Consider the following 21422-nt stretch of genomic DNA (forward strand, 5'->3'; position numbering starts at 1 on the left):
GGCACACGATCACGCACCCACTCACAAGGAGGTCCTTGGTGGTCAACACCGGCGACACCGCATGGGTCCTCGCCAGCGCCAGCCTGGTGCTGCTGATGACCCCCGGGCTGGCGCTCTTCTACGGCGGCATGGTCCGCGCGAAGAGTGCCCTGAACATGATGATGATGTCCTTCGGCGCGCTGGGCCTGATCAGCGTGCTGTGGGTGCTCTACGGCTACTCCCTCGCCTTCGGCGACGACGTCGGGGGTGGGCTGCTCGGCAGCCCGACGCAGTACCTCGGCCTCGGCAGCCTGCTCGAGGACACGACCACCGAGGCGGGCGGCCTGCCGGCGATGGCCTTCGTCGGCTTCCAGGCGGTCTTCGCGATCATCACCGTCGCGCTGGTCTCGGGAGCGGTGGCCGAGCGGATGAAGTTCGGCGGCTGGCTGGTCTTCGCAGGCGTATGGGCCACGGTCGTCTACTTCCCGGTGGCGCACTGGGTTTTCGACTTCAGCGCCGGCGACCAGTCGGCGGCTGGATCGCCAACACGCTCGGTGCCATCGACTTCGCCGGCGGCACCGCTGTCCACATCAACGCCGGCGCGGCCGCACTCGCGCTGGCGTTGGTGCTGGGCACCCGCCGCGGGTTCGGCGCCGAGGCGATGCGCCCGCACAACCTGCCGCTCGTGATGCTCGGCGCGGGCCTGCTGTGGTTCGGCTGGTTCGGCTTCAACGCCTGGTCCGCCCTGGCGGCCAACCACACGGCCGCGGTCGCGTGGGTGAACACGCTGGTCGCGCCGGCGGCGGCCAGCCTCGCGTGGATCCTGGTGGAGCGCGTGCGTGACGGCTACGCCACCTCGCTCGGCGCTGCGTCCGGGCTGGTCGCCGGGCTCGTCGCGATCACGCCGGCGTGCTCCTCGGTGTCACCCGTGGGTGCCATCCTCGTGGGCATCGGTGGGGGCGTGCTGTGTGCCCTCGCGATCGGGATCAAGTACCGCCTCGGCTACGACGACTCGCTCGACGTCGTCGCCGTCCACCTCGTCGGTGGGCTCTGGGGCACCGTCGCCATCGGCTTCCTCGCCACCGCCGCGGCACCGGCCGGCATCGACGGGCTGCTCTACGGCGGCGGCACCGACCAGCTCTGGCGCCAGGTCGTGGGGGCGCTCGCGGTGCTGGCCTACTCCTTCGTCGTCACGTACGTCATCGCGCAGGGGCTCGACCGCATCATGGGGCTGCGCGTGGCGGACGACCTCGAGGAGGCGGGCCTGGACGCGACCGTCCACGCCGAGCAGGGCTACGAGCTCGGGGGCATGTCGGTCAGCCCCTGAGCTCGGCCTCCACAACGGCGTGGAGGGAGCGAGGGGCCCGGGGCGTGGTGCTCCTGGGCCCCTCCCACGTCCGCGCCCGAGTCCGCGCTCACGGGACGATGTGCTCACTCTCGCGGATGTCGGTGATGGCCATGTGCCCCGGTGCGTGGCCGATGGCGAGCGCGGGTCGGGACTGCATGACCGCCGCCTGCGGGGTCACGCCGCACGCCCAGAAGACCGGCACCTCGCCCGGGCGCACCTCGACCGGGTCGCCGAAGTCGGGGTCGTCCAGATCCTTGATGCCGAGGTCCGACGGCGACCCGACGTGGACCGGGGCGCCGTGGACGGCCGGGTAGCGGGAGGTGACGCGCACGGCAGTGGACACCTGCGAGGCGGGCATCGGCCGCATCGACACCACCAGCGGACCGGACAGCGATCCGGCCGGACGGCACGCGCGGTCGGTGCGGTACATCGGCACGTTGCTGCCCTGCACGATGTGGCGGACCGGCACGCCGGCCTCGACGAGCGCGTCCTCGAAGGTGAAGCTGCAGCCGATGAGGAAGGCCACCATGTCGTCGCGCCACCGCTCGACCACGTCGTCCACCTCGGCCACCAGCTCGCCGTGCTCGTAGACCCGGTAGGCGGGCAGGTCGGTGCGCAGGTCCCCGGAGAACCGCGGGCTGCTCACCGCACCGGGCTCGGTGACGTCGAGGACCGGGCACGGACCGGGGTTGCGCTGGGCGAACAGCAGGAAGTCGTAGGCCAGGTCGCGCGGGACCGCGAGGAGGTTGGCCTGGGTCCACCCGGCGCACCAGCCGGACGTGGGCACCCGGAGGCCGGCACGGAACCTCGCACGGGCCTGGTCGGGCGAGAGGTGGTCGGGAAGGTCCGGACGGTGTGACTCAGTCATCGTGGGCTCCTGGGGTGAGGGGTGCGGACGGGACGCGTACGAAGGTGATGCGCTGGCCCGGACGCACCTGGGCGGCGAGCGGGAGGTCGGGACCGACGACCACGGCGATGACCGGGTAGCCCCCCGTGACCGGGTGGTCGGCGAGGAACAGCGTCGGCTGGCCGGACGGCGGCACCTGGAGGGCGCCGCACACCATGCCCTCGGGTGGCAGCTCGTCGTCGCGCCGACGGGCGAGGGCGGGCCCGGAGAGCCGCATGCCGACGCGGTTGCTGTCCGCGGTGACGTCGTACGCCTCCCCCACCAGCGCCTGGCGCGCCGAGGACGTGAACCAGTCGGCACGCGGACCGTCGACGACGCGGAGGGTGACGTCGCCGGCGACGGGGTGCGCCACGGGAGCCAGGTCGACGCCCGGCAGGCGGCCGGTGGGGCTGCGCACGAGCAGCGTGTCCCCCGGCGCGAGCGGCGTGGGACCCAGCGCCGCGAGGGTGTCGGTCGAGCGGGAGCCGAGCTGCTCGGGACCGCCGATCCCACCGCGGACGGCGAGATAGCTGCGCAGGCCGGTGGCAGGCACGCCCAGTCGCACCCGGGCACCGTCGGGCACCCGCACGACGCCGAAGCCCCAGTGCGCCCGGCCGTCGACGGTCATCGGGCACGGAGCACCGGTGAGCGCCACCGTCAGGTCACCGTGGGCGAGGACCTCCAGCCCGCCGAAGGTGACCTCCACGGCAGCGGCGCCCTCGTGGTTGCCGAGGAGCCGGTTGGCCAGGCGCAGCGCGGGTGCGTCCGCCGCCCCGGAGTGCCCCACGCCCAGGCCTCCGAGGCCCGTCCGGCCCAGGTCCTGCACGGTGGCCAGCGGGCCGGGGGCCACGACCTCGAGCCAGGCAGTCATCGCACCTCCACGAACCGGACGCGCGACCCCGGCACGAGCAGCGCGGGCGGGTCACGCTCCAGGTCCCAGGGCTCGAGGGTCGAGCGACCGATGAGCTGCCACCCGCCGGGCGACTCGCGCGGGTAGACCCCGGTGAACTCGCCGGCCAGCGCGACCGACCTCGCCGGGACCCGCGTGCGGGGGACGGTGCGACGCGGGACGGTCAGCCGGTCGTCGCCGACCATGTAGCCGAACCCCGGCGCGAACCCGCAGAACGCGACCGTCCACTCCTGGGAGGTGTGTGCCTCGACCACGCCGCGCTCACCCAGGCCGGTCAGTCGTCCGACCTCGGCCAGGTCCTCCCCGTCGTAGGTGACCGGCACCTCGACCAGCCCGGCATCGGGACGGTGCCCCCGGCGTGGCCGTACGGCTCGCACGGCGCGGGCGACACCGTGAGGGTCGGCCCGGGTGGGGTCGATCCGCAGCATCAGCGTGCGGGCGGCCGGGACGAGGTCCACGACACCCTCGGGCGGGTCCTCGACCAGCTCGGCGTAGAGGGCCAGCACGTCCGCGAGGTCCTCGACCTCGACGAGCAGGCCGGAGTCACCGCACGGCAGGAACCTCATCCCGGCCCACCGTCGAGGAACGACGCCACCCGCACCCCTGACTCCTCGAGGCGACGGCGGACCGCGGTCGCCATGGCCACCGCTCCCGGGCTGTCGCCGTGCACGCACACGGAGCCGGCCCGCACCGTGACGAGCGAGCCGTCGGCGGCCACCACCTCGTGGCGCGTGGCCATGCGGACGGTGCGCTCGGCGACCTCGGCGGGGTCGTGGAGCACGGAGTCGGGCTCCCGGCGCGGGACCAGCGTCCCCTCGGGCGTGTAGGCACGGTCAGCGAAGGCCTCGGCCACGGGCACGAGCCCGGCCGCCTCGGCCACGGCGAGCCACACCGACCCCGGCAGCCCGAGCACGGGCAGCGTCGGGTCGTAGCGGCGTACGGCGTCGGCGACGGCCTCGGCCTGCGCCTCGTGGTGGACGATCGCGTTGTAGAGCGCGCCGTGGGGCTTCACGTAGCGCACCCGGGTGCCGGCCACGCGGGCGAAGGCCTCCAGCGCGCCGAGCTGGTAGAGCACGTCGTTGGTGAGGTCGTGGGGATCCATGTCGATGAAGCGCCGCCCGAACCCTGCGAGGTCGCGGTAGCCCACCTGGGCGCCGATCACCACCCCGCGCTCCGCGGCGCGCTCGCAGGTGCGTCGCAGCACCGTCGGGTCACCGGCGTGGAAGCCGCACGCGACGTTGGCGCTGGTGATGACGTCCAGGAGCGCGTCGTCGTCGCCGAGGGTCCAGCTGCCGAAGGACTCCCCGAGGTCGGCGTTGAGGTCGATGCTCGCGGTGGTGGTGGCGGCGGTCACAGCAGGTCCGCGATCCCGCCGAGGGAGTTCCAGCCGAGGTAGACCGTCAGCACCCACGAGAGCGCTCCGACGACCAGCAGCGCCTTCGGGTAGCGGTAGCCGCGGAGGAGGTCCGTGCGGCGGGCGGCGACCCACAGGATGATGCCGAAGCCCACCGGGAGGATGAGGCCGTTGAGGGCACCGGCGAGGACCAGCAGCGTGACCGGCGCCTTGCCGAGCGCGAGGTAGACCGCCGTCGAGAAGACGATGAAGCCGACCGTCACCCAGCTGCGGCGCTCCTCGAGGCGCCGCGAGAAGCCTGAGAGGAAGGACACCGAGGTGTAGGAGGCACCGATGACCGAGGTGATGCTGGCGGCCCACAGGATGATGCCGAAGACGCGGACGCCGACCTCGCCCAGTGCGGCCTCGAAGGCCGACGCGGGCGGGTTCTCCGCGGCCAGGGTCACCCCTCCGGCGACCACGCCCAGCACGGCGAGGAACAGCAGGGCGCGCATCACCCCCGTCACGAGGATGCCGGTCACCGAGCCACGGGTGATCTCCCGGACGCGCTCGGGGCCGGTGATGCCGGAGTCGACCAACCGGTGCGCGCCGGCGTACGTGATGTAGCCGCCGACCGTGCCGCCGATGAGGGTGGTGATGATCAGGAAGTCGATGTCGTCGGGCAGCACGCTCTGGCGCAGCGCCTCCCCGACCGGGGGGCCCGACACGATCGCGGCGTAGAGGACCATCGCGATCATCAGGAGGCCGAGCACCACGACGATGCGGTCCATCGCGATCCCGGCCCGCTTGCTCAGGAAGATCGCGATGGCGATGCACGCCGAGATCGCGCCGCCGATCTTGACGTCGAGGCCCACCATCGCGTTGGCGCCCAGCGCCGTGCCGCCGATGTTGCCGATGTTGAACACCAGCCCGCCCATGACCACCAGCGCGGCCAGGAAGTAGCCGGCGCCGGGCAGCACCGAGTTGGCCAGCTCCTGGGCGCGCATCCCGGAGACGCCGACGACGCGCCACACGTTCAGCTGGACGGCGATGTCGACCAGGATGGACACCAGGATCGCGAAGGCGAAGGCCGCACCGAGCTCGGCGGTGAAGACCGTGGTCTGGGTGATGAAGCCGGGGCCGATGGCGCTGGTCGCCATCAGGAACATCGCACCGAGCATCGTGCCGCGGACGGCGGTCCCGGACGCGGTGCCCTGTCCGACCGCCTTGCCCTCGCGTGATCGTGTCTCGTCGGTCATGTCTCGTCCGTCCGTGTCGGTCCCGGGCCTCGGCATCGGCGTCAGGAGTGTTCCCCGTCACACCAGAGTGAGGTATTGTTGAACAATCCGTCAATACCCCCGGTCGGATAGCCTGCGGACGTGACCACCACCGACTGGCTCGAGGAGCTGCGCAGCGAGCGCTCCGACCTCGGCCGCGCGAGCACGGCAGGCCGGGTGGCCGACGTGCTGCGCACCCGCATCACCGAGGGCCACCTGCGTCCGGGCACGCGGTTGTCGGAGGAGGACATCGGAGCGGCGCTCGGCGTCTCCCGCAACACCCTGCGCGAGGCGTTCCGGCTCCTCGGCCACGAGCGCCTCCTGGTGCACGAGTTCAACCGCGGGGTGTTCGTCCGCAGGCTGACGGTCGACGACGTGCGCGACCTCTACCAGGTCCGACGCATCCTGGAGTGCGGGGCCGTACGACGCCTGGCCGAGCGTCGGGCGTCCGACTCCCCACCAGCCGGGCGGACGGCCGAGCTGCTGGCGCCGGTGCGGGCGGCCGTCGAGGAGGGCGAGTCCGCTGCCGCCCAGGACGCCTGGGTGTCGGTCGGCACGGCCAACATGCACTTCCACCAGGCGGTGGCGGACCTGGCGCAGAGCCCCCGCGTCACCGAGGTGATGGACCACCTCCTGGCCGAGCTGCGGCTGGTCTTCCACGTGATGGACGCACCGCAGGCCTTCCACGCGACCTACCTGCCGGAGAACCGGGCGATCCTTGAGCTCCTCGTCGCCGGCGACCTTGCCGGGGCGGAGGCGGCCATCGCGACCTACCTCGACGCCGCAGAGGCGCAGCTCGTGGAGGCGTACGCCGCTGCTGCCGCGCGCGGCTGACGTCAGCGGACCTCGGCCACGGAGTCGAGGACGAGCACCTCGCCGCCGCGGCGCGGGGACGTACGGGCGTAGCCGCCGCTGAGGCACCCGCGCGAGGACCCGACGTTGAACAGGCCCGTGTGGTCGCCCGCACCGAGGGCGAAGGCGCCCGCCATCGGGTACATCACCTGCTCGCGACCCACCGTGTGGCCCAGGCCCACGGCGTGCATCAGCTCGTGCATCATGATCTGGCCCCAGCCCGCCCGCTCGCTGGTCGGGAACCCGGCCGGCAGCTGCTCCTCGCGGTCGAGGGTGACGCGCCCGCTGGTGATGAGCCGCCGCACCCCGCCGTTCTTCGCCGGGTCGACGAAGTAGTAGGACGGACCGCCGATGCCGACCACGCCTCCTCCGAGGGACGGGGTCGCGGACGCGTCCGACCACTCGACGTGCAGCTTGCCACCGCTGGTCCCGACGTAGGAGAACTGCAGTCCGCTGCGTGCGGACACCGCGGTGACGGCGCGGGTCATGTCCGCCAGGCCGCCGGCGTACTCCCCGGCCGGGGCGTAGGACCAGGCGATGGGCGCGCACGAGTTCCAGGCGATGGGGTCCGCGCCGCCGATGTAGGCCCAGTGCGCGGGATCGCCCAGCCCGGTCGTCGGGGTGGGCACGGGCGGGGGCGTGCCGGTCGGGTTGTTCGTCGGAGACGCGGTGGGCGTGGGCTCGACGGGGTTCGGCTCCACCGCGACCACCGTGACCCGCACGGTCGCCGAGAGCGCACGCCCGCGACGAGGCGCGATCACGACTCGAAGCGCGTGCCGCCCCGGCGCGTCGACGCGGGTGGACGTGCGGAAGGCACCACGGGCGCTGGTGCGGGAGCGGTCGACGCCGACCCACTGCCGGGCGGTCCGACGCTGCAGACTCACCACGGCGCGACGGTGCCTCGCGCGACCGCGTACGACGATCCGCTCCCCCGCGACGACCCGGGCGTCGGCCCTGACGGTCAGTCCGGGCTTCCTCACCGTGGTCGCGACCAGCACCTGCGCGGCCGCCATCGTGTCGTGGACCGACGCCGTCCCCGTGGCCGGAGTCGTCTCTCGACCCTGCGCGGGCCCTGCGGCACCGGTCGGGGCCAGCAGACCGGCGACGACGAGCGGGACGGCGGCCAGGCACAGCAGCGTGCGGGGCGCCAGGAGCGATCGGATCACGGTTCGGGGGTCCTGGGTTCGTTCGGGGGCGGACGGCGTCGGCGGACGCGCGGCGGCTGCACACTCTGCCCCACCCGCGGGGGCTCCACACCGGGAACGGGAGGATCGGTGGGCTGCCGCTCGATAGGCTCGCGCAGCCGGGGCTCCGCATGGCCAGCAGGCTGCCATGGATGCCGAGACGCCGAGGAGCAGGACGTGAGCAGGGACAAGCACCGCAAGGCGCGACAGAAGGCCGAGCGCGAGGCATGGGAGCGCGAGCAGACGCGACTCGCAGAGCGTCGCCGACGGCGAATGCTGCTCCTCGGCGCCTCTGCCGCGGCGATCGTCCTGTCCGTGGTCATCGGCCTCGTGGTCGCCTTCGCCGGCAGCGAGTCGGACCCCACCGTCGATCGGCGCCCGGACGAGGACGTCGAACTGATCCCCGAGGAGGCGGCCCGCGAAGCGCAGGCGACCGCGGCCGCAGCCGCAATGGAGGCAGGTGAGCCGATCGCCGATGACTACACCGTCGCCCCCGGCAAGCCGGTGGACAGCGGCCGCAGACCACCGGTCGACGACCGACCTGTCGCCTGCGGGGCCGAGGCGCCGACCAATGTCCGCGCCTCCCGCCCCTACTACCCCGGAGGCCCTGCCCGCGTGCTCGAGGAAGGAGTGGACTACGTCGCGGAGATCCAGACCTCCTGCGGACCCATCACCATCGACCTGTTCGAGGATGACGCGCCAGAGTCGGTCAACTCGTTCGTCTTCCTCGCCCGGGAGGGCTTCTACGACGGCCTGGAGTTCTTCCGCGACTTCGGGGGTGTCACGGCGATCCAGGGCGGCAGCGGGGACAACACTGTCGGGTGGGACATCGGATACCGACTCCCGGGCGAGCCGCTGCGCGCCGAACGCGAGGGTTATCCGGTCGGAACCGTGACCACCGCCGGAGAAGGGCCGTACACCGCAGGGAGCGAGTTCTACATCGCCTACGGCTCGAGCTTCGACTCCGGCTACGCGACCGACCGCATCCACACCGCTTTCGGGCGAGTGCTGGACGGGATGGACGTCATCGACACCGTCACCGCCCTCGATCGCATCGGCATGGGGGGCGAGGCCTATGCTGCACGCCTCTTCATGAACAAGGTCACGATCCGGGAACGTTGAGCCTGTCGTGCGTGACGACCGTGTGCCGTGGGACAATCGCTGCATGGAGGCGGGCCAGAGCGGCATGCGCTGGACGCGCGCCGCGACGGTAGCAACGGCCGCGACGCTCGTAGCAGTAGGTGCACACCTCGGCGCGGGCGGACCCGCCCCGACACTGCCGGTGCTGGCATTCCTCGTCCTCGGACTTGCCGGGCTCCTGGCCCCTTTCCTCGCCCGGCAGGTGTCCCCCGCGGGCATCGTGATGCTCACCGTGGGCGGACAGTTCCTCGCCCATGCGACACTCGCGCGGGCCACCGGTCACGCCATGGCGAGCGCGAACGCGGACCTGCCTGCTGGTCAGCATGACGGAGGGGGCACAGCAGCCGAGGGCACCATCGCGACAGCGTTCAGCCTCCTCGTGGCGAGCGATGCAAGGATGATGCTGGCGCACCTCGCCGCTGCTGTCGTCGTCGGGGTCTGGCTCGCAGCGGGCGAACGATCACTGTGGACCGTCGTGAGGCTCGTCTGGCGCCGCCTCGCCCTTCCGGTGCAGCCACCGACGACGACGCTCCCACCGCCTGTGGCGATTCCCGCCCGCACCGCCGCACCGGTGCTGCTGCGCCTCGAGGCGGGAAGCCTCGTGCGTCGCGGTCCGCCGCACCTCCTCGCCGCCTGAACTTCCGCGCCCACCCGTCGACCACTGCGCTCCGCTCCGGTCGGCGGGACGCAGGCGCGTTCCGTCCTGCCCCGGCACCGCCGGATTCACCGAGGAGACCCATGACCCAGATCGACCCGCGCCCCCGCGTGCGGCCAGCCCCATCGCGCGGTGGTGCGCGCACCACGTCCGGCGGGTTGTTCCGCGCCGTGTGGCGCTGGCACTTCTTCGCCAGCATCGTCGTCGTACCCGTCCTGCTGGTGCTTGCCACCACCGGCCTCATCTACCTCTTCCGCTTCCAGCTCGAACCACTGCTGCACCCCGACCTGCTTCGCGCGGACCGGCCGGCCGGGATGGACTTCCAGCAGCCGTACAGCGCCCAGATGGACGCCGCCGAGCGCGCCTATCCCGACGCGACCCTCCTGGCAGTGGCCGAGCCACGCTCGGCCGATCGACCAACGGTCATCACGGCTGAGATGCCCGACGGCACGCCGCGTGAGATCTACGTGAACCCGTGGGGCGCCGAGGTGCTCGGCTCGCTGAACCCCGACACCACCGTCAGCGGTTACGCCGTGCGGCTGCACGCCGACCTGATGGCCGGCGCGTGGGGCGATCGCCTCATGGAGCTCGGCGCCTGCTGGGCCCTGGTCACCGCGCTGCTCGGCTACTACCTCTTCTGGCGCGGCCGGCGCGCCCGCTCGCGCCGGCCGAGGTCGTTGCGGTCCTGGCACGCGCGCATAGGCGCCCTCGCGGGCGTCGGACTGGTGACGTTGCTCGTCTCCGGACTCCCCTGGACCGGTTTTTGGGCGCACAGGTCCAGGAGATCGCCACCGACCAGGGCACCTCCCTGTGGAGCCTTGACCACGGCGCTGAGTCCGATCCGGCCTCCACACTGGACGAGTCCCTCCCCCACAGCCACGCGGTCCCCTGGGCCTCGGGCAAGACGGAGGTGCCGCGGTCCGACGACACCGGGCACGGCGGTGCGGTCGCCAACGTGGACACCGCGATCGAGGTCGCCGCGGACGAAGGGCTTCGGCATCCGATGACCGTGGCACTTCCCGACGGCGACGACGGCGTCTACTCGGCCATCGGCTACGCCTTCGACGCGCCCTCGGACGAGCGGACCGTCCACGTGGACCGCTTCGGGGGAGAGGTCGTGTCCACCTACGGCTACGACGACTACCCGCCGCTGGCCAAGGCTGTTGCGCAGGGCATCGGGCTGCACGAAGGACGATCGCTCGGCCTGGTGTCCTTCTGGCTCGCCGCGCTCATGTGCGTGGTGGTCATCGCCTCGTGCGTCACTGGGCCCCTGATGTGGTGGCGTCGGCGACGCCGCGGGAGCGGGATCGACGCGCCGCGGGGGCGAATGCCCGTGTCCGGGTCACCCTGGCTGCTGGGAGGCCTGGTGGTCCTGGGTGTCCTCCTCCCGTTCTTCGGCCTGACCCTCCTCGTCGTCCTCGCCCTCGACCAGCTGGTCGTGCGCCGCGCGCCAGCCCTCACCCGCTGGTTCTCCACGCAGTAGAGGATCGAGAGACGACGGCGCGGCAGTGGCGGGCGGGAAGGTTCCTGCCCGCCATGTGCCCGTCATGTCGCGGATGCCTTCCACGCTCCGACCGGACGCCTGGTGGCGTCAGGGTCCGGAGGTCATCTCGACTTCGGAAGGAAACCCTCGTGCACAGCAAGAAGCGCGTCATCACCACGGTGGCGGCACTGGCCGGCCTCGTGACCGTCGGCAGCATCGCCGCGACAGCAGCGATCCCGGCTTCGACGCCCATCGGCTTCACCCAGGACCGCTCGGCCGAGCTCGCCAAGCAGATCGACCCCGCCAAGCCGCGCAACGTCATCCTCATCGTCGGCGACGGCATGGACGACGCGATGATCACCGCGGCCCGCAACTACGAGTACGGCGCCGGCGGCCGCTTCCCCGCCCTCGACGCGCTGCCGTTCACCGGCGCGATGACGACCTACGGCCTCAAGGTCGGCGCTGGACCGGACTACCCCGTCGCGTACGTGTCCGACTCCGCCCCCACCGCGAGCGGCTGGTCCACAGGCAAGAAGACCGTCGACGGGCGCGTCTCCCAAGGCCCCAGCACCGCATCGAACGTGCCCGGCGAGGACTACGAGACCGTCCTGGAGAAGTACAAGAAGCAGGGCAAGCTCGTCGGCAACATCACGACCTCCGAGGTCACCGACGCCACCCCGGCCGCCGCTGGCGCCCACATCAACGCCCGGGCCTGCCAGGGCCCGGCCGACATGGCCAACTGCGCCCCGGCCCGCAAGGTCAACGGCGGCAGTGGTTCCATCGCCGAGCAGCTCGTCGACAACAAGATCGACGTCCTCATGGGCGGCGGCGCATCTCGCTACGCCCAGCCCACTGACGCCGGCCCCAGCGTGCTCTCCTACGCTCAGGACACCCACAAGTACCGACTCGTCCAGGACGCCGCCGGGCTCGACAACGTGACGTCTCTCGCCGGCGGCCCCGTCCTCGGCCTCTTCGCGGGTGGGAACATGACCCCGATGTACAAGCCGCTGGTCGCGACTCCGGCCGGTGCCGGCGGACCCGAGGCCAAGTGCGAGCCTGCCGACCGCGCCGGCCAGCCCGACCTGTCCGCGATGACCCAGAAGTCCATCGAGCTCCTCGACAACCCCAACGGGTTCTTCCTGCAGGCCGAGAGCGCGATGATCGACAAGCAGGAGCACTCCTCCGACATCTGCGGCGCCATCGGCGACCTCAAGGAGCTCGACGAGACCGTCGCGGTCGCGCTCGCCTACCAGGACAAGCACCCCGACACCCTCGTCGTCGTCACTGGCGACCACGCCCACTCCACCCAGATCGTGGGCGGCAACCTCGACGACGGCAAGCAGCTCGCCACCGTCCAGACCGCCGACGGTGACCCCATGACCGTTGCCTACTCCACGAACTCGGTCGGCTCCGACCACACCGGCGCGCAGATCCGCGTCGCCGCCTCCGGTCCCCAGGCCGCGAACGTCACTGGAGTCATCGACCAGACCGACCTGTTCGCCACCCTCCTCGGCCGCACCCCCAGCACGCTGCCGGGCACGCCGAACACACCGGCGCCGACCACCACGCCGACCCCGACGACCACCCCCACGCCCAGCACTCCGGCCGCGGCCAAGCCGGTCGTCTCAGTAGCGGCCTCGTCGCGCATCACCAAGACGGCCCTGGGCCGCAAGGGGCTCGCCGTCGCCGTCGCAGCCGCCGCCGGCGACACCGTGACCGTCCGCCTCGTGCGCGACGGCAAGACCGTCGCCCGCAAGACGCTTCGAGCCACCGGCGGTCGCGTCACGCTCAAGACCACCAAGGCCAGCATTGGGAAGCTCACCCTCAAGGCCACCGTCACGGGCAAGGGCGGCACTGCCACCGACCGCCAGAAGGTCCGCGTCACCCGCAGATGAGCTGACGGCGCGCAGAGCGGCCCCGGTCGGTTGACCGTCCTCCGGGCGTGGACCCCCCAGTCCGCGCCCGGAGGCGCCCGGCTCGGCGGCTACGCTGGCGCCGTGATGCTGAGACCAAGTGTGGCCCTGCTGGCAAGCGCCGCGACCGCCACCCTCCTCGCATCGTGGCCATCCAGCGCCACGCCCAGTCACGAGTCGACGACTCCCCTGCGGGCCGACGACGGGGCGTCAGCACCTCTCCGCCCCGCCCCTGCGCGGGATGACGGAAGCGTCCCATCGACCGGGAGCGACAGCCCCAGGACGAGACCCGCCGTACCGGAAGCCCCCATCCTGCCGAACGCCTACCGCTTCGTCTCCTACCCCGACTTTCTCAACCAGGACGTCGCCGACCTCACGGCCGGAGACCGACAGACGTACGTCGACCCGGATTCCGGGAAGGTCCTGAACTCGACCAACGTCGCCTACGAGGAGGCCCTGGACGCCGTTCTGTCGGAGATCGGTTCGCGAGGGGCCTCCGACCTGCTGGTCGCCGGTGACCTGATGGAGGGTCGGTGGGGGCGGGACGACTCGGGGGCGGGCGTCTTCGGCCCCGTCCGGAACGACCGCGAGCGTCTCGCAGCCACTCGGCAAGCCGCTGCGACCTACTACCCGGCCTGGTCCGATCGCCTGGCAGCGTACGGCCTGGTTCCCTTCCCTGCCCTGGGCGACCACGAGATCGGGGACAACCCGTGGCGGCGACCCGGCGACAAGTGGATCGACTTCAAACGCAGGTACGTCCCAGCGTTCAAGCGACTCTTTGCGCGCAAGCTGTTGCGAGAGCCCGACGGCGACCGGCGATTCGTCGATCGCCCGAGGCGCGGACAGGCGCGCGACACGGCGTACGCGGTGCGACTGGACCGCAACGTCCTTCTCGTTACGATCGACCCCTTCACGCGACGAGACGGAGACGTGCAGGTGCGTGTCGACCGCGCCCAGCTCTCATGGCTGCGTGGCGTGCTGCGCCGCGCACGGCGCCAGTCCGTCCCCTGGGTGATGGTGCAGGGGCACACCCCGATTGCCGGGCCGGTGCGTCACCGCAACTCGAGCACCCTGTCCTACCAGGGCAGCACCGGGTCGGCCCTCTGGCGCACGATGGTGCAGGGCGGCGTCGACGTCTACCTGACCGGTGAGGTGCACGACCAGACGGTCAGCGTCCGTGACGGTGTCGTGCAGGTCGCCCACGGATCACTCTTCTACCGGGGCGAAGCGTCCTACCTGATCGGGCAGGCGACCCCGAAACGGTTGGTCCTGGAAAACCGGCAGTTCCGCGGTGACGTCGACTTCTCGGACCGCCTGTGGACCACATCCCGTCTCGGGGCCCCCGGCACGGTGACGTATCCCGATCCTTCAGTCGTCACGGGCACCCTCGAGGCGCGCCGCACACGTGACGGTGGCATCGACGTCCAGAGCAGCTCGGGGATCCTGCGCCCGACCCGGTGACCCGGTGACGCAAGCAGGTGCCTGTCACCAGGACGCTTCGTCGCACGCCTTCGTGGCACGTGCCTCGACCTGGAGAGTTGCGTGCTCGATGCGGTGCTCGCGGCGCATCACGTCGCGAGCCTGCTCGAGCACCCCCTGCGCAGACGCCTCGTCGCTGACGACGAGGTGGGCGGTCGCGACGTACATCCCGGACGTCAGGGTCCAGACGTGCAGGTCATGGACGTCGGCAACACCTTGGACGGACTCGAGGTCGCGGACGACGTCGTCGAGCTGCACCCCCTCCGGCACGTGCTGCCCCAGCACGGCGAGCACTTCGCGCCCGAGCACGACTGCTCGGACGGCGACGAACACACCGATCGCCAGCGCGACGATCGTGTCCCACCATCCTTGGCCCGTCGTCGCGACGAGGACGCCGGCGATGATCACCCCGACACTGCCGGCCGCGTCGGCGACGACCTCGTAGTAGGCGCCCTTGACATTCAGCGACTCCTCGGAACCGCCACGCAGCAGCACGATGGAGACGACGTTGATCAGTAACCCGATAGCGCCCACCACCAGCACGGGGCCCGCTTCGACCTCGACGTCCTCCCCCAGTCGCCCGAGTGCCTCGATGACGACGTAGGCCGACACGCCGAGCATGATCAGGACGGTCAGGCCGGACGCGAAGATCTCCGCACGGTAGGACCCGTAGGTGCGTCGCCCCGACCGGTCGGGGCGGGTGGCGATCTTCGTCGCCGCGAGCGCGGCGCCCAACGCCACGACATCGGCGGCCATGTGGCCCGCGTCCGAGATCAGCGCCAGCGACCCGGAGATCAGCCCGACCGAGAGCTCGACGACGAAGAAGGCGCCCACGAGCCCGAAGGACACCAGCAGACGCCACCTGTGCCGCGCTCCGGCGTGGCCATTTCCGTGTCCGTGTCCTGCACCCATCAGTGGTCTCCTCGCGTGGCTTCGTCTTGGTTGTGGTCGTTGTCGTGGAGCTGGTGCACCACGGCACCAGCATCAGGGCTGTTCGCGTGGTCGGCGTGGAAGAGCGCCTCGTCCAGGAGCCTGTGGACGTGCTCGTCCGCAGCGGTGTAGTAGGCGAAGGTGCCCTCCCTGCGCACCTGCACGAGACCTGCCAGCCGGAGCTTGGCGAGGTGCTGGCTGACAGCAGAAGAGGTGGCGCCCACGACCTCTGCCAGGTCGTTGACGGACGACTCGCCGTGCAGCAGCGCCCACAAGATCTTGATGCGCTTGCGGTCGGCCAGCATGCGGAACGCCTCCACCGCCAGGTCGACCTGGTCGTCGGACGGCATGCCCATGTCCTCCTCGCCGGCGCTCATGCTCCTACTATATCTGCACACCCGCGCATATGCGCAAATACTCAACCTTTGGGCACGTCAGGTCCGCGGGCCGCCGCGCTCCAACGCTTCAGCCAGGGACGCGGCGTGTCGCGAGCTGATGAGCCAGTACGGCGTCGGATCACCAGGGTCGTCGATGCCGACACGCACCCCCGTGGAGATGTAGGGCCGCAGGAGCAGGTGGGCGCGGCCCTCGGCGTCCCGTCCCGCCTGGAGCCGCATGGCCTGAGCGTCCAGGGCGACGACCGATCCGAGGTGTCGTCGTTCGATCTTCGCTCGCCCGGCGCTCAGCCAGTCGTCGGTGACCGTGATGACCGGTGCGCCATAGGAACGGAGCAGGACCGCCATGACGAGCAGGAGCATCGCGCTCACTGTCCAGGCGAGCGGCTCCGGGACCGCGACGATCATCGCCAGCCAGAAGCTGCTCACCATCAACGTCCACTGGAACCACCACCGGATGGGCACCCGCAGGCGCTCGCGATAGGTGCTCATGAACCGAAGAGCAGGTAGAGGCCCATGAAGGTGTAGCCGACCATCGCGGCCAGGAGCGCCAGCTGGCCGACGACGTGGTGACGTCGCGGCAGCAACGAGATCGCGCGGTCGTGGGCCGCCATGACACCCAGGACGTGCCCGACGACGATCGCCAGCACCTTGATGCTCGCCAGCACCGTCGGGTTCTGCGACAACCAGTAGTTGACCTCCATGTCGGCCGTGCCGAACAGGTTGGCGCCACTGCCGACGGGATCGCTCATCTGGATCAGGGTCTGCTGGCCGTACTCGACGAGGAAGGTCAGGTAGTGCGCGATCATGTAGCCCACGATGATCGGGACGAGGGAGTGCGCCAGCCGTCGGGGCAGCTCCTTGCGAGCGCTGCGCCGGGTGTCGACGGCCGTCGTCATGCTGGCCACGGCGAACGTCGTTCCCACGACGAGGATGATGACCACCATGAGCGCGGTCCCGAGCCGAGTGACGTCGACCTCGTTCGACTGCACGTAGCGAATCCACGTCGCAGAGCTGCTCCAGCTGTCGTACGCAGTGCTTCCCAGGAGGACCGCGACGACCGCGACCAGACCCGGCTCGGGTCGGAGGCGCGACAGGTTGCGCAGCGGACTGACCAGCACCAACCGCCCGGAGGCACTCCTGCTCCACAACGAGAGCCGACCCACAAGCGTGGAGTAGACCTCGAAGGGATCGGCGCGACCGATCCACGTCGTACCGAACACGGCCCACCCCAGGAGCATCGCCGCGAGGTAGAACGCGAACCACAGGCGCACGACACCGACATCGGTGCTGCTGGGCGAGATGAGCTCGAGCCAGACGAAGGTGAGCAGGCCGATGGCGGCGGGCCAGTACCCGAGCGCCGCGGGGTAGGGCACCACGCCCTCGCCGCCCGAACGACCTGTGCCCTTGTCGAGCAGCTCGGCGAGCGTGCGCACAGGACTCATCGCGCGGAGGGCCGGACCGAAGAGCAACGACAAGGGGACCAAGCCCACCCACAGCCACGCATACGTCACCCCGAGCAACGGATTGGCCAGGTCGTTCCTGCCGAGGAGGGCGGGCCAGAGCATGAAGGCGAGGAAGGCGATGCCCATGACACGAAGGCCTGCCCGGAACCACGACCCGTCGAGCACCCGGGCGATGGGCGGCGGCACCGCTAGCTCGTGCCCGGCCCGGCCGAAGCGCGGCTGTCTCCACGCCAACAGCAGGACCACGAAAGATATCGCGAGCGCGGCCGTACCGCCGACGATCGCGAGAGAGCCCGAGATCGGCAGGTCGTCCGCGCCACCCAGACCGTGCGCGGAGATGCTGCTCAACGAACTTCCAGGATTGCGACGACCGCGCTGGTGTCGTGCTCCTCGACCTCGACACTGCCTGGGGTGTCGATCGAGATCTCGGCACGAGTCCCTCCCTCGCCGAACTCCACGTACTGCTCAGGCTTGGAGTGGACGTGCAGCTCGCCGGCGCGGTCGGACTCGATGTCGAACACCACAGGCTCACCGCTGGCCAGGTCCAGCTGCGCCGCGTTCGGGGTCACGCGGTCGCCGCTGATCCTGACACTCACCGTCGCGGCCGTGGGCTCATCGGGGGGAGACGTGGACTCCGTCGGCTTCGGGGAGGGCGATTCCGCAGACGCGCTGGGGTCCGCAGTCGGAGCCGACGCATCCGCGTCGCCGGGGGCAGGTGCGTCCGGGGTCGAGCAAGCGCCCAGCGCAAGCAACGGGACAAGGACAGTCGCACTCAGGAGTGTGCGGCGCAAGGTTCCTCCTCTGTGATGGCCGACGCGTCGGCCTTCGTGCCGGCCTTGAACTGCGCCAACGTACTAAGAAGGATAGTAGTGGCTGCCTCGGCGTGCGCCCTGGCACGGGTCGCGTTGTTGACCGGCCCCGGACGGGACGCACCTACTATTGCCGATAGTATGTAGCCATGGATGGCGTACAGGTGTCGCACGGCAAGGGATCGGTCCCGCCCGCGCCAGCGCCAGACGACCGCCCGCGCACGTCCGAGCTGACGGCGTGGGCCCGTTGGGGATGGCGACGACTGACCTCGATGCGAACTGCGATCGTGCTGCTCGTCCTCCTGGCACTCACCGCCGTGCCGGGTTCGGTGCTTCCCCAGCGGGGGGTCGCCAGTGACCCGGCGGCGGTCGCCAACTTCGCGCGCGAGCATCCCGATCTCGCTCCGTGGCTGGACCGCCTGTCGCTCTTCAACGTCTACAGCGCCCCTTGGTTCGCCGCGGTGTACGTCCTCCTCCTCGTGTCCATGACCGGATGCGTGGTGCCGCGGTGCGCTCAGTTGTGGCACGACTACCGCTCCGAGCCGCCGCCCGCACCGCGCCGACTTTCGCGTGAAGTGGGGCACCGTCATGGACGGGTGGAGTCGGCGGAGAAGGCCCTGGGTGCCGCAGCTGACCACTTGCGCGCCAAGAGGTTCCGCGTCAGCGTCACCTCGCACGAGGTGCGCGCTGAGAAGGGCCGGCTGCGGGAGCTGGGCAACCTTGGTTTCCACCTCTCCCTGCTCGTCCTCCTCTTCGGCGTCGCCGGCGGCAAGCTGCTCGGCTACGAGGGGCGCGTCGCACTGGTGGAGGGGGTGACCTTTGCCAACGTCTCCTCTTCCTACGACGCGCTCTCACCGGGACCGTGGGCCGACCTCCCCGGTCTGGAACCCCTCGAGCTCACCCTCGACGACTTCCAGGCGGAGTTCGAGACCGAGGGTGCTCGCTTCGGCGAACCCCGCGCGTTCGAGGCGGCCGTCTCCTACTCCAGCATCGACGAGGGCGACGGATCCTTCACGATCCGGCCGAACCAGCCTCTCGACATCGACGGGACCAAGTTCTTCCTCACCGGCCACGGGTACGCCCCGGAGCTCACGGTGCGTGACGGCAACGGTGACATCGCTTCCTCCGGGCCGACCATCTTCTTGCCTGTGGACCCTGCCTTCACCTCCGACGGTGTGATCAAGGCTCCTGACGCGCGGCCCACCTCACTGGCCCTCCAGGGGTTGTTCCTCCCGACGGCAGTGGAGGGCACGGACGGCAAGGACGTCTCGGCCTTTCCCGACCAGGTCAACCCGGTCGTCCAGTTCACTGCCTACACCGGCGACCTCGGACTCGACGACGGATCGACCCAGTCGGTGTTTGCCCTCGACTTCACCGATCTCGAGCAGGTGCGCCGGGGGGACGGCACGCCGTGGCGTGCCTCGCTCGCACCCGGCCAGACCGTCCGACTGCCCGACGGGCTCGGATCCGTCACCTTCGACGGCCTCTCGCGATTCGCCAACTTCCAGATCGCCCGGGACCCGGGCAAGGAAGTCTCGTTGCTCGCCGCCATCTTGCTGATGGTCGGTCTCACGGCGTCGCTGGCCGTGCCGCGGCGACGCACGTGGGTGAGGGTCAACGACGACGGGACCATCGAGCTCGCCGCGCGGTCCCTGTCCCGGCGTCCCGTACCACTTGACGAGCTGGACGAGCTCGCCACCAGAATCGGCCTGTCTCCGGCGGATGCCGGGGCGCGGAAGGAGGAGACATGACGACCCTCGACCTGGCACGCGTGTCCGACGGCCTCGTGTCGACTGCCCTGGCGGTGTTCGCCCTGGCCCTGGTCGTCTACGCCGTGGACGCAGCGCTCGCCCGCACCAGAGGAGTTCGCGCACGCGAGCTGGTGTCTCCATCAGGCCGGGCGCACCCCGAGGTGCGGCCGCAGGTGCAGGCCACGCCGGGGATAGGATCCCTCACCCGCTCGGGGGCCTTGCTGACGCTCCTGGGCACGGCTGTGGTGTGCCTCGCCGTCCTCGCCAGGGGACTGGCAGCAGGTCGCGCCCCGTGGGGCAACATGTACGAGTTCGGGCTGACCGGATCTGCGGCCGTGGCAGTGGCCTTCCTCCTGTACCAGCGGGGACGACCAGTCGGACGTCTCTCCGCCTGGATGGTCGCGGCCGTCCTGGTGCTGCTCGGCGTCTCGGTCACGTCGCTCTACACCCCGGTGGACGACCTGGTGCCTGTCCTGAACTCGCGCTGGCTGGTCGTGCATGTCGCGGCGGCGATCACCGCCGGTGCTCTCTTCACCGTCGGCGCGCTGGCCACGGTTGCCCACCTGGTGCTTCAGGGCCGCGGGCGCTCGAGGGACGACGACCACTTCGCCGAACTCGCGCACACCGTGCACCTCGTTGCGTTCCCGATCTGGACCTTCGCAGTGATCGCCGGAGCGGTGTGGGCCGAGAACGCATGGGGCCGCTACTGGGGCTGGGACCCGAAGGAGACCTGGGCGTTCATCACGTGGGTGTTCTACGCCGCACACCTCCACGCCCTGTCGACGGCAGCCTGGCGACGACGCGCCGGCTACCTGGCGATCGCCGGGTTCCTGGCCTTCCTGTTCAACTTCTTCGGGGTCAACCTGTGGATCCCGGGACTTCATTCGTACGCAGGAGTGTGACGACATGGACAGCAACACCATCTCGACCATCATCCTCGGCCTGATCGCCACCGCCGGCACCGCAGTGGTGCTCTACCTCGTGTCACGGGCGAAGTGGTGAGCACCCACACCCGCCCCCGCGGGACGTTGCTCATGGTGCTCTCGGTCCTCCTCGGCACGGTCGCAGGCACGTTGCTCCTCGCCGCACCGGCAGGAGCACACACCGACTTCGTCCGGTCCGATCCCGAGGACGGTGCCACGCTCGACGACATGCCCTCCCGGCTGCTCCTGGAATTCTCCGACGAGATGGATCCACGGCTGAGCACCGTCACCCTGCGCCTCGGCACCGGTGCGAGCACCTCGCTCGAGCTCACGAGCGGAGCGGGACCGAGCATCCTGTCGGCGACAGTCCCGGGCTCACTGGCGATCCCCATCACGGGCGAGACCAGGTGGACGGTCACCTTCCGTGTCGTGTCCCGCGACGGGCACCCGGTGGTGGGCAGCACCCGGTTCTCGGTCCGGGCCCCGCAGGCAGAGCCTCCGACTTCCTCCGCTCCGGCCGACGACCCGCCCGGCGCCGAGGCGGACCGGGGTCCAGCCGGGACGACCGAAGCAGGATCTGACTCAGAGCCCGGTCGAACGGTGTGGGCCATCGCTGCTCTGGGGGTAGGCGCGCTTCTCCTCGTGATCGGCGCAGTGGGCGCGACCGTACGCCTGGTCGGACGTGACAGGGACCGGTCCGCATGAGCAG

General features: G+C 70.9%; 23 protein-coding genes. 12 read left to right on the forward strand and 11 right to left on the reverse strand.

Features of this window, described 5'->3' with window-relative positions; translation table 11 throughout:
• The first annotated feature begins 38 nt into the window (after window positions 1-38).
• Together IRX98_RS23620 and IRX98_RS23625 are read left to right on the forward strand one after the other, a co-directional pair.
• The gene (locus IRX98_RS23620) at window positions 39-668 is read left to right on the forward strand and encodes an ammonium transporter (protein WP_308045392.1); all 630 of its coding nucleotides are present in this window, start codon (window positions 39-41) and stop codon (window positions 666-668) included.
• Window positions 569-1306, forward strand: coding sequence for an ammonium transporter (locus IRX98_RS23625; protein WP_308045413.1), 738 nt, complete (start codon window positions 569-571; stop codon window positions 1304-1306). The genes IRX98_RS23620 and IRX98_RS23625 overlap by 100 nt, the downstream gene beginning before the upstream one ends.
• An 88-nt stretch (window positions 1307-1394) precedes the next feature.
• Here the strand turns inward: IRX98_RS23625 and IRX98_RS18165 are convergent, their stop codons facing one another.
• From IRX98_RS18165 to IRX98_RS18185, 5 genes are read right to left on the reverse strand one after another with little or no spacing between them, the layout of a single operon-like run.
• A complete protein-coding gene (locus tag IRX98_RS18165) occupies window positions 1395-2195 on the reverse strand; it encodes a putative hydro-lyase (RefSeq protein ID WP_224279176.1) in 801 nt (266 codons plus the stop codon).
• Window positions 2188-3084: a 5-oxoprolinase subunit C family protein gene (locus IRX98_RS18170; protein WP_224279178.1), complete on the reverse strand. Its 897-nt coding sequence runs from the start codon at window positions 3082-3084 to the stop codon at window positions 2188-2190. Before IRX98_RS18170 ends, IRX98_RS18165 begins: the two co-directional genes overlap by 8 nt.
• Window positions 3081-3689, reverse strand: a complete 609-nt coding sequence (locus IRX98_RS18175; RefSeq protein WP_224279180.1) for a 5-oxoprolinase subunit B family protein — start codon at window positions 3687-3689, stop codon at window positions 3081-3083. The genes IRX98_RS18170 and IRX98_RS18175 overlap by 4 nt, the downstream gene beginning before the upstream one ends.
• Window positions 3686-4477, reverse strand: coding sequence for a LamB/YcsF family protein (locus IRX98_RS18180; RefSeq protein WP_224279182.1), 792 nt, complete (start codon window positions 4475-4477; stop codon window positions 3686-3688). The genes IRX98_RS18175 and IRX98_RS18180 overlap by 4 nt, the downstream gene beginning before the upstream one ends.
• Complete coding sequence (locus tag IRX98_RS18185; protein WP_224279183.1) at window positions 4474-5715, reverse strand: NRAMP family divalent metal transporter; 1242 nt, start codon at window positions 5713-5715, stop codon at window positions 4474-4476. The genes IRX98_RS18180 and IRX98_RS18185 overlap by 4 nt, the downstream gene beginning before the upstream one ends.
• A gap of 120 nt (window positions 5716-5835) precedes the next feature.
• Between IRX98_RS18185 and IRX98_RS18190 the strand changes: the two genes are divergently transcribed.
• Complete coding sequence (locus IRX98_RS18190) at window positions 5836-6567, forward strand: GntR family transcriptional regulator (protein WP_224279185.1); 732 nt, start codon at window positions 5836-5838, stop codon at window positions 6565-6567.
• A gap of 2 nt (window positions 6568-6569) precedes the next feature.
• On the opposite strand, the gene IRX98_RS18195 is transcribed toward IRX98_RS18190, so the two are convergent.
• Complete coding sequence (locus tag IRX98_RS18195) at window positions 6570-7751, reverse strand: matrixin family metalloprotease (protein WP_224279188.1); 1182 nt, start codon at window positions 7749-7751, stop codon at window positions 6570-6572.
• Window positions 7752-7946: 195 nt separating this feature from the next.
• Here IRX98_RS18195 and IRX98_RS18200 point away from each other — a divergent pair, with 195 nt between their 5' ends.
• From IRX98_RS18200 to IRX98_RS18220, 6 genes are all read left to right on the forward strand, one after another.
• On the forward strand, window positions 7947-8891 hold the full coding sequence (locus IRX98_RS18200) for a peptidylprolyl isomerase (protein ID WP_224279190.1): 945 nt from the start codon (window positions 7947-7949) through the stop codon (window positions 8889-8891).
• A gap of 43 nt (window positions 8892-8934) precedes the next feature.
• The gene (locus IRX98_RS18205; RefSeq protein WP_224279192.1) at window positions 8935-9546 is read left to right on the forward strand and encodes a hypothetical protein; all 612 of its coding nucleotides are present in this window, start codon (window positions 8935-8937) and stop codon (window positions 9544-9546) included.
• Window positions 9547-9647: 101 nt separating this feature from the next.
• The gene (locus tag IRX98_RS23195) at window positions 9648-10571 is read left to right on the forward strand and encodes a PepSY-associated TM helix domain-containing protein (RefSeq protein ID WP_308045398.1); all 924 of its coding nucleotides are present in this window, start codon (window positions 9648-9650) and stop codon (window positions 10569-10571) included.
• A complete protein-coding gene (locus IRX98_RS23200) occupies window positions 10475-11047 on the forward strand; it encodes a PepSY domain-containing protein (protein ID WP_308045400.1) in 573 nt (190 codons plus the stop codon). Before IRX98_RS23195 ends, IRX98_RS23200 begins: the two co-directional genes overlap by 97 nt.
• A gap of 149 nt (window positions 11048-11196) precedes the next feature.
• Complete coding sequence (locus tag IRX98_RS18215; protein ID WP_224279194.1) at window positions 11197-12942, forward strand: alkaline phosphatase; 1746 nt, start codon at window positions 11197-11199, stop codon at window positions 12940-12942.
• A gap of 102 nt (window positions 12943-13044) precedes the next feature.
• Entirely contained in the window at window positions 13045-14421 is a 1377-nt protein-coding gene (locus IRX98_RS18220; protein ID WP_224279196.1) for a metallophosphoesterase family protein, read from the forward strand.
• 24 nt (window positions 14422-14445) lie between these two features.
• Here the strand turns inward: IRX98_RS18220 and IRX98_RS18225 are convergent, their stop codons facing one another.
• From IRX98_RS18225 to IRX98_RS18245, 5 genes are read right to left on the reverse strand one after another with little or no spacing between them, the layout of a single operon-like run.
• Window positions 14446-15351 (reverse strand): cation diffusion facilitator family transporter, encoded by a 906-nt coding sequence (locus IRX98_RS18225; RefSeq protein ID WP_224279198.1) that lies wholly within the window; start codon window positions 15349-15351, stop codon window positions 14446-14448.
• Window positions 15351-15746, reverse strand: coding sequence for an ArsR/SmtB family transcription factor (locus IRX98_RS18230; protein ID WP_224279200.1), 396 nt, complete (start codon window positions 15744-15746; stop codon window positions 15351-15353). Before IRX98_RS18230 ends, IRX98_RS18225 begins: the two co-directional genes overlap by 1 nt.
• Window positions 15747-15803: 57 nt before the next feature.
• Window positions 15804-16256, reverse strand: a complete 453-nt coding sequence (locus IRX98_RS18235) for a DUF3093 domain-containing protein (protein ID WP_224279203.1) — start codon at window positions 16254-16256, stop codon at window positions 15804-15806.
• Window positions 16253-17578: a hypothetical protein gene (locus tag IRX98_RS18240; protein ID WP_224279205.1), complete on the reverse strand. Its 1326-nt coding sequence runs from the start codon at window positions 17576-17578 to the stop codon at window positions 16253-16255. Before IRX98_RS18240 ends, IRX98_RS18235 begins: the two co-directional genes overlap by 4 nt.
• The gene (locus IRX98_RS18245; protein ID WP_224279206.1) at window positions 17575-17799 is read right to left on the reverse strand and encodes a hypothetical protein; all 225 of its coding nucleotides are present in this window, start codon (window positions 17797-17799) and stop codon (window positions 17575-17577) included. Before IRX98_RS18245 ends, IRX98_RS18240 begins: the two co-directional genes overlap by 4 nt.
• A gap of 512 nt (window positions 17800-18311) precedes the next feature.
• Here IRX98_RS18245 and resB point away from each other — a divergent pair.
• The 3 genes from resB to IRX98_RS18260 all read left to right on the forward strand — a co-directional run bounded on the left by resB (window position 18312) and on the right by IRX98_RS18260 (window position 21418).
• Window positions 18312-19790 carry a cytochrome c biogenesis protein ResB gene (gene resB / locus IRX98_RS18250; protein WP_224279209.1) on the forward strand — a complete coding sequence of 493 codons (1479 nt, stop codon included), beginning with the start codon at window positions 18312-18314 and terminating at the stop codon, window positions 19788-19790.
• A complete protein-coding gene (ccsA, locus tag IRX98_RS18255) occupies window positions 19787-20692 on the forward strand; it encodes a cytochrome c biogenesis protein CcsA (protein ID WP_224279211.1) in 906 nt (301 codons plus the stop codon). Before resB ends, ccsA begins: the two co-directional genes overlap by 4 nt.
• A 96-nt stretch (window positions 20693-20788) precedes the next feature.
• Window positions 20789-21418, forward strand: coding sequence for a copper resistance CopC family protein (locus IRX98_RS18260; RefSeq protein ID WP_224279213.1), 630 nt, complete (start codon window positions 20789-20791; stop codon window positions 21416-21418).
• Window positions 21419-21422 lie beyond the last annotated feature (4 nt).

It is taken from the genome of Nocardioides lacusdianchii (assembly GCF_020102855.1).
In the GTDB taxonomy this organism is placed as follows: domain Bacteria; phylum Actinomycetota; class Actinomycetes; order Propionibacteriales; family Nocardioidaceae; genus Nocardioides; species Nocardioides lacusdianchii.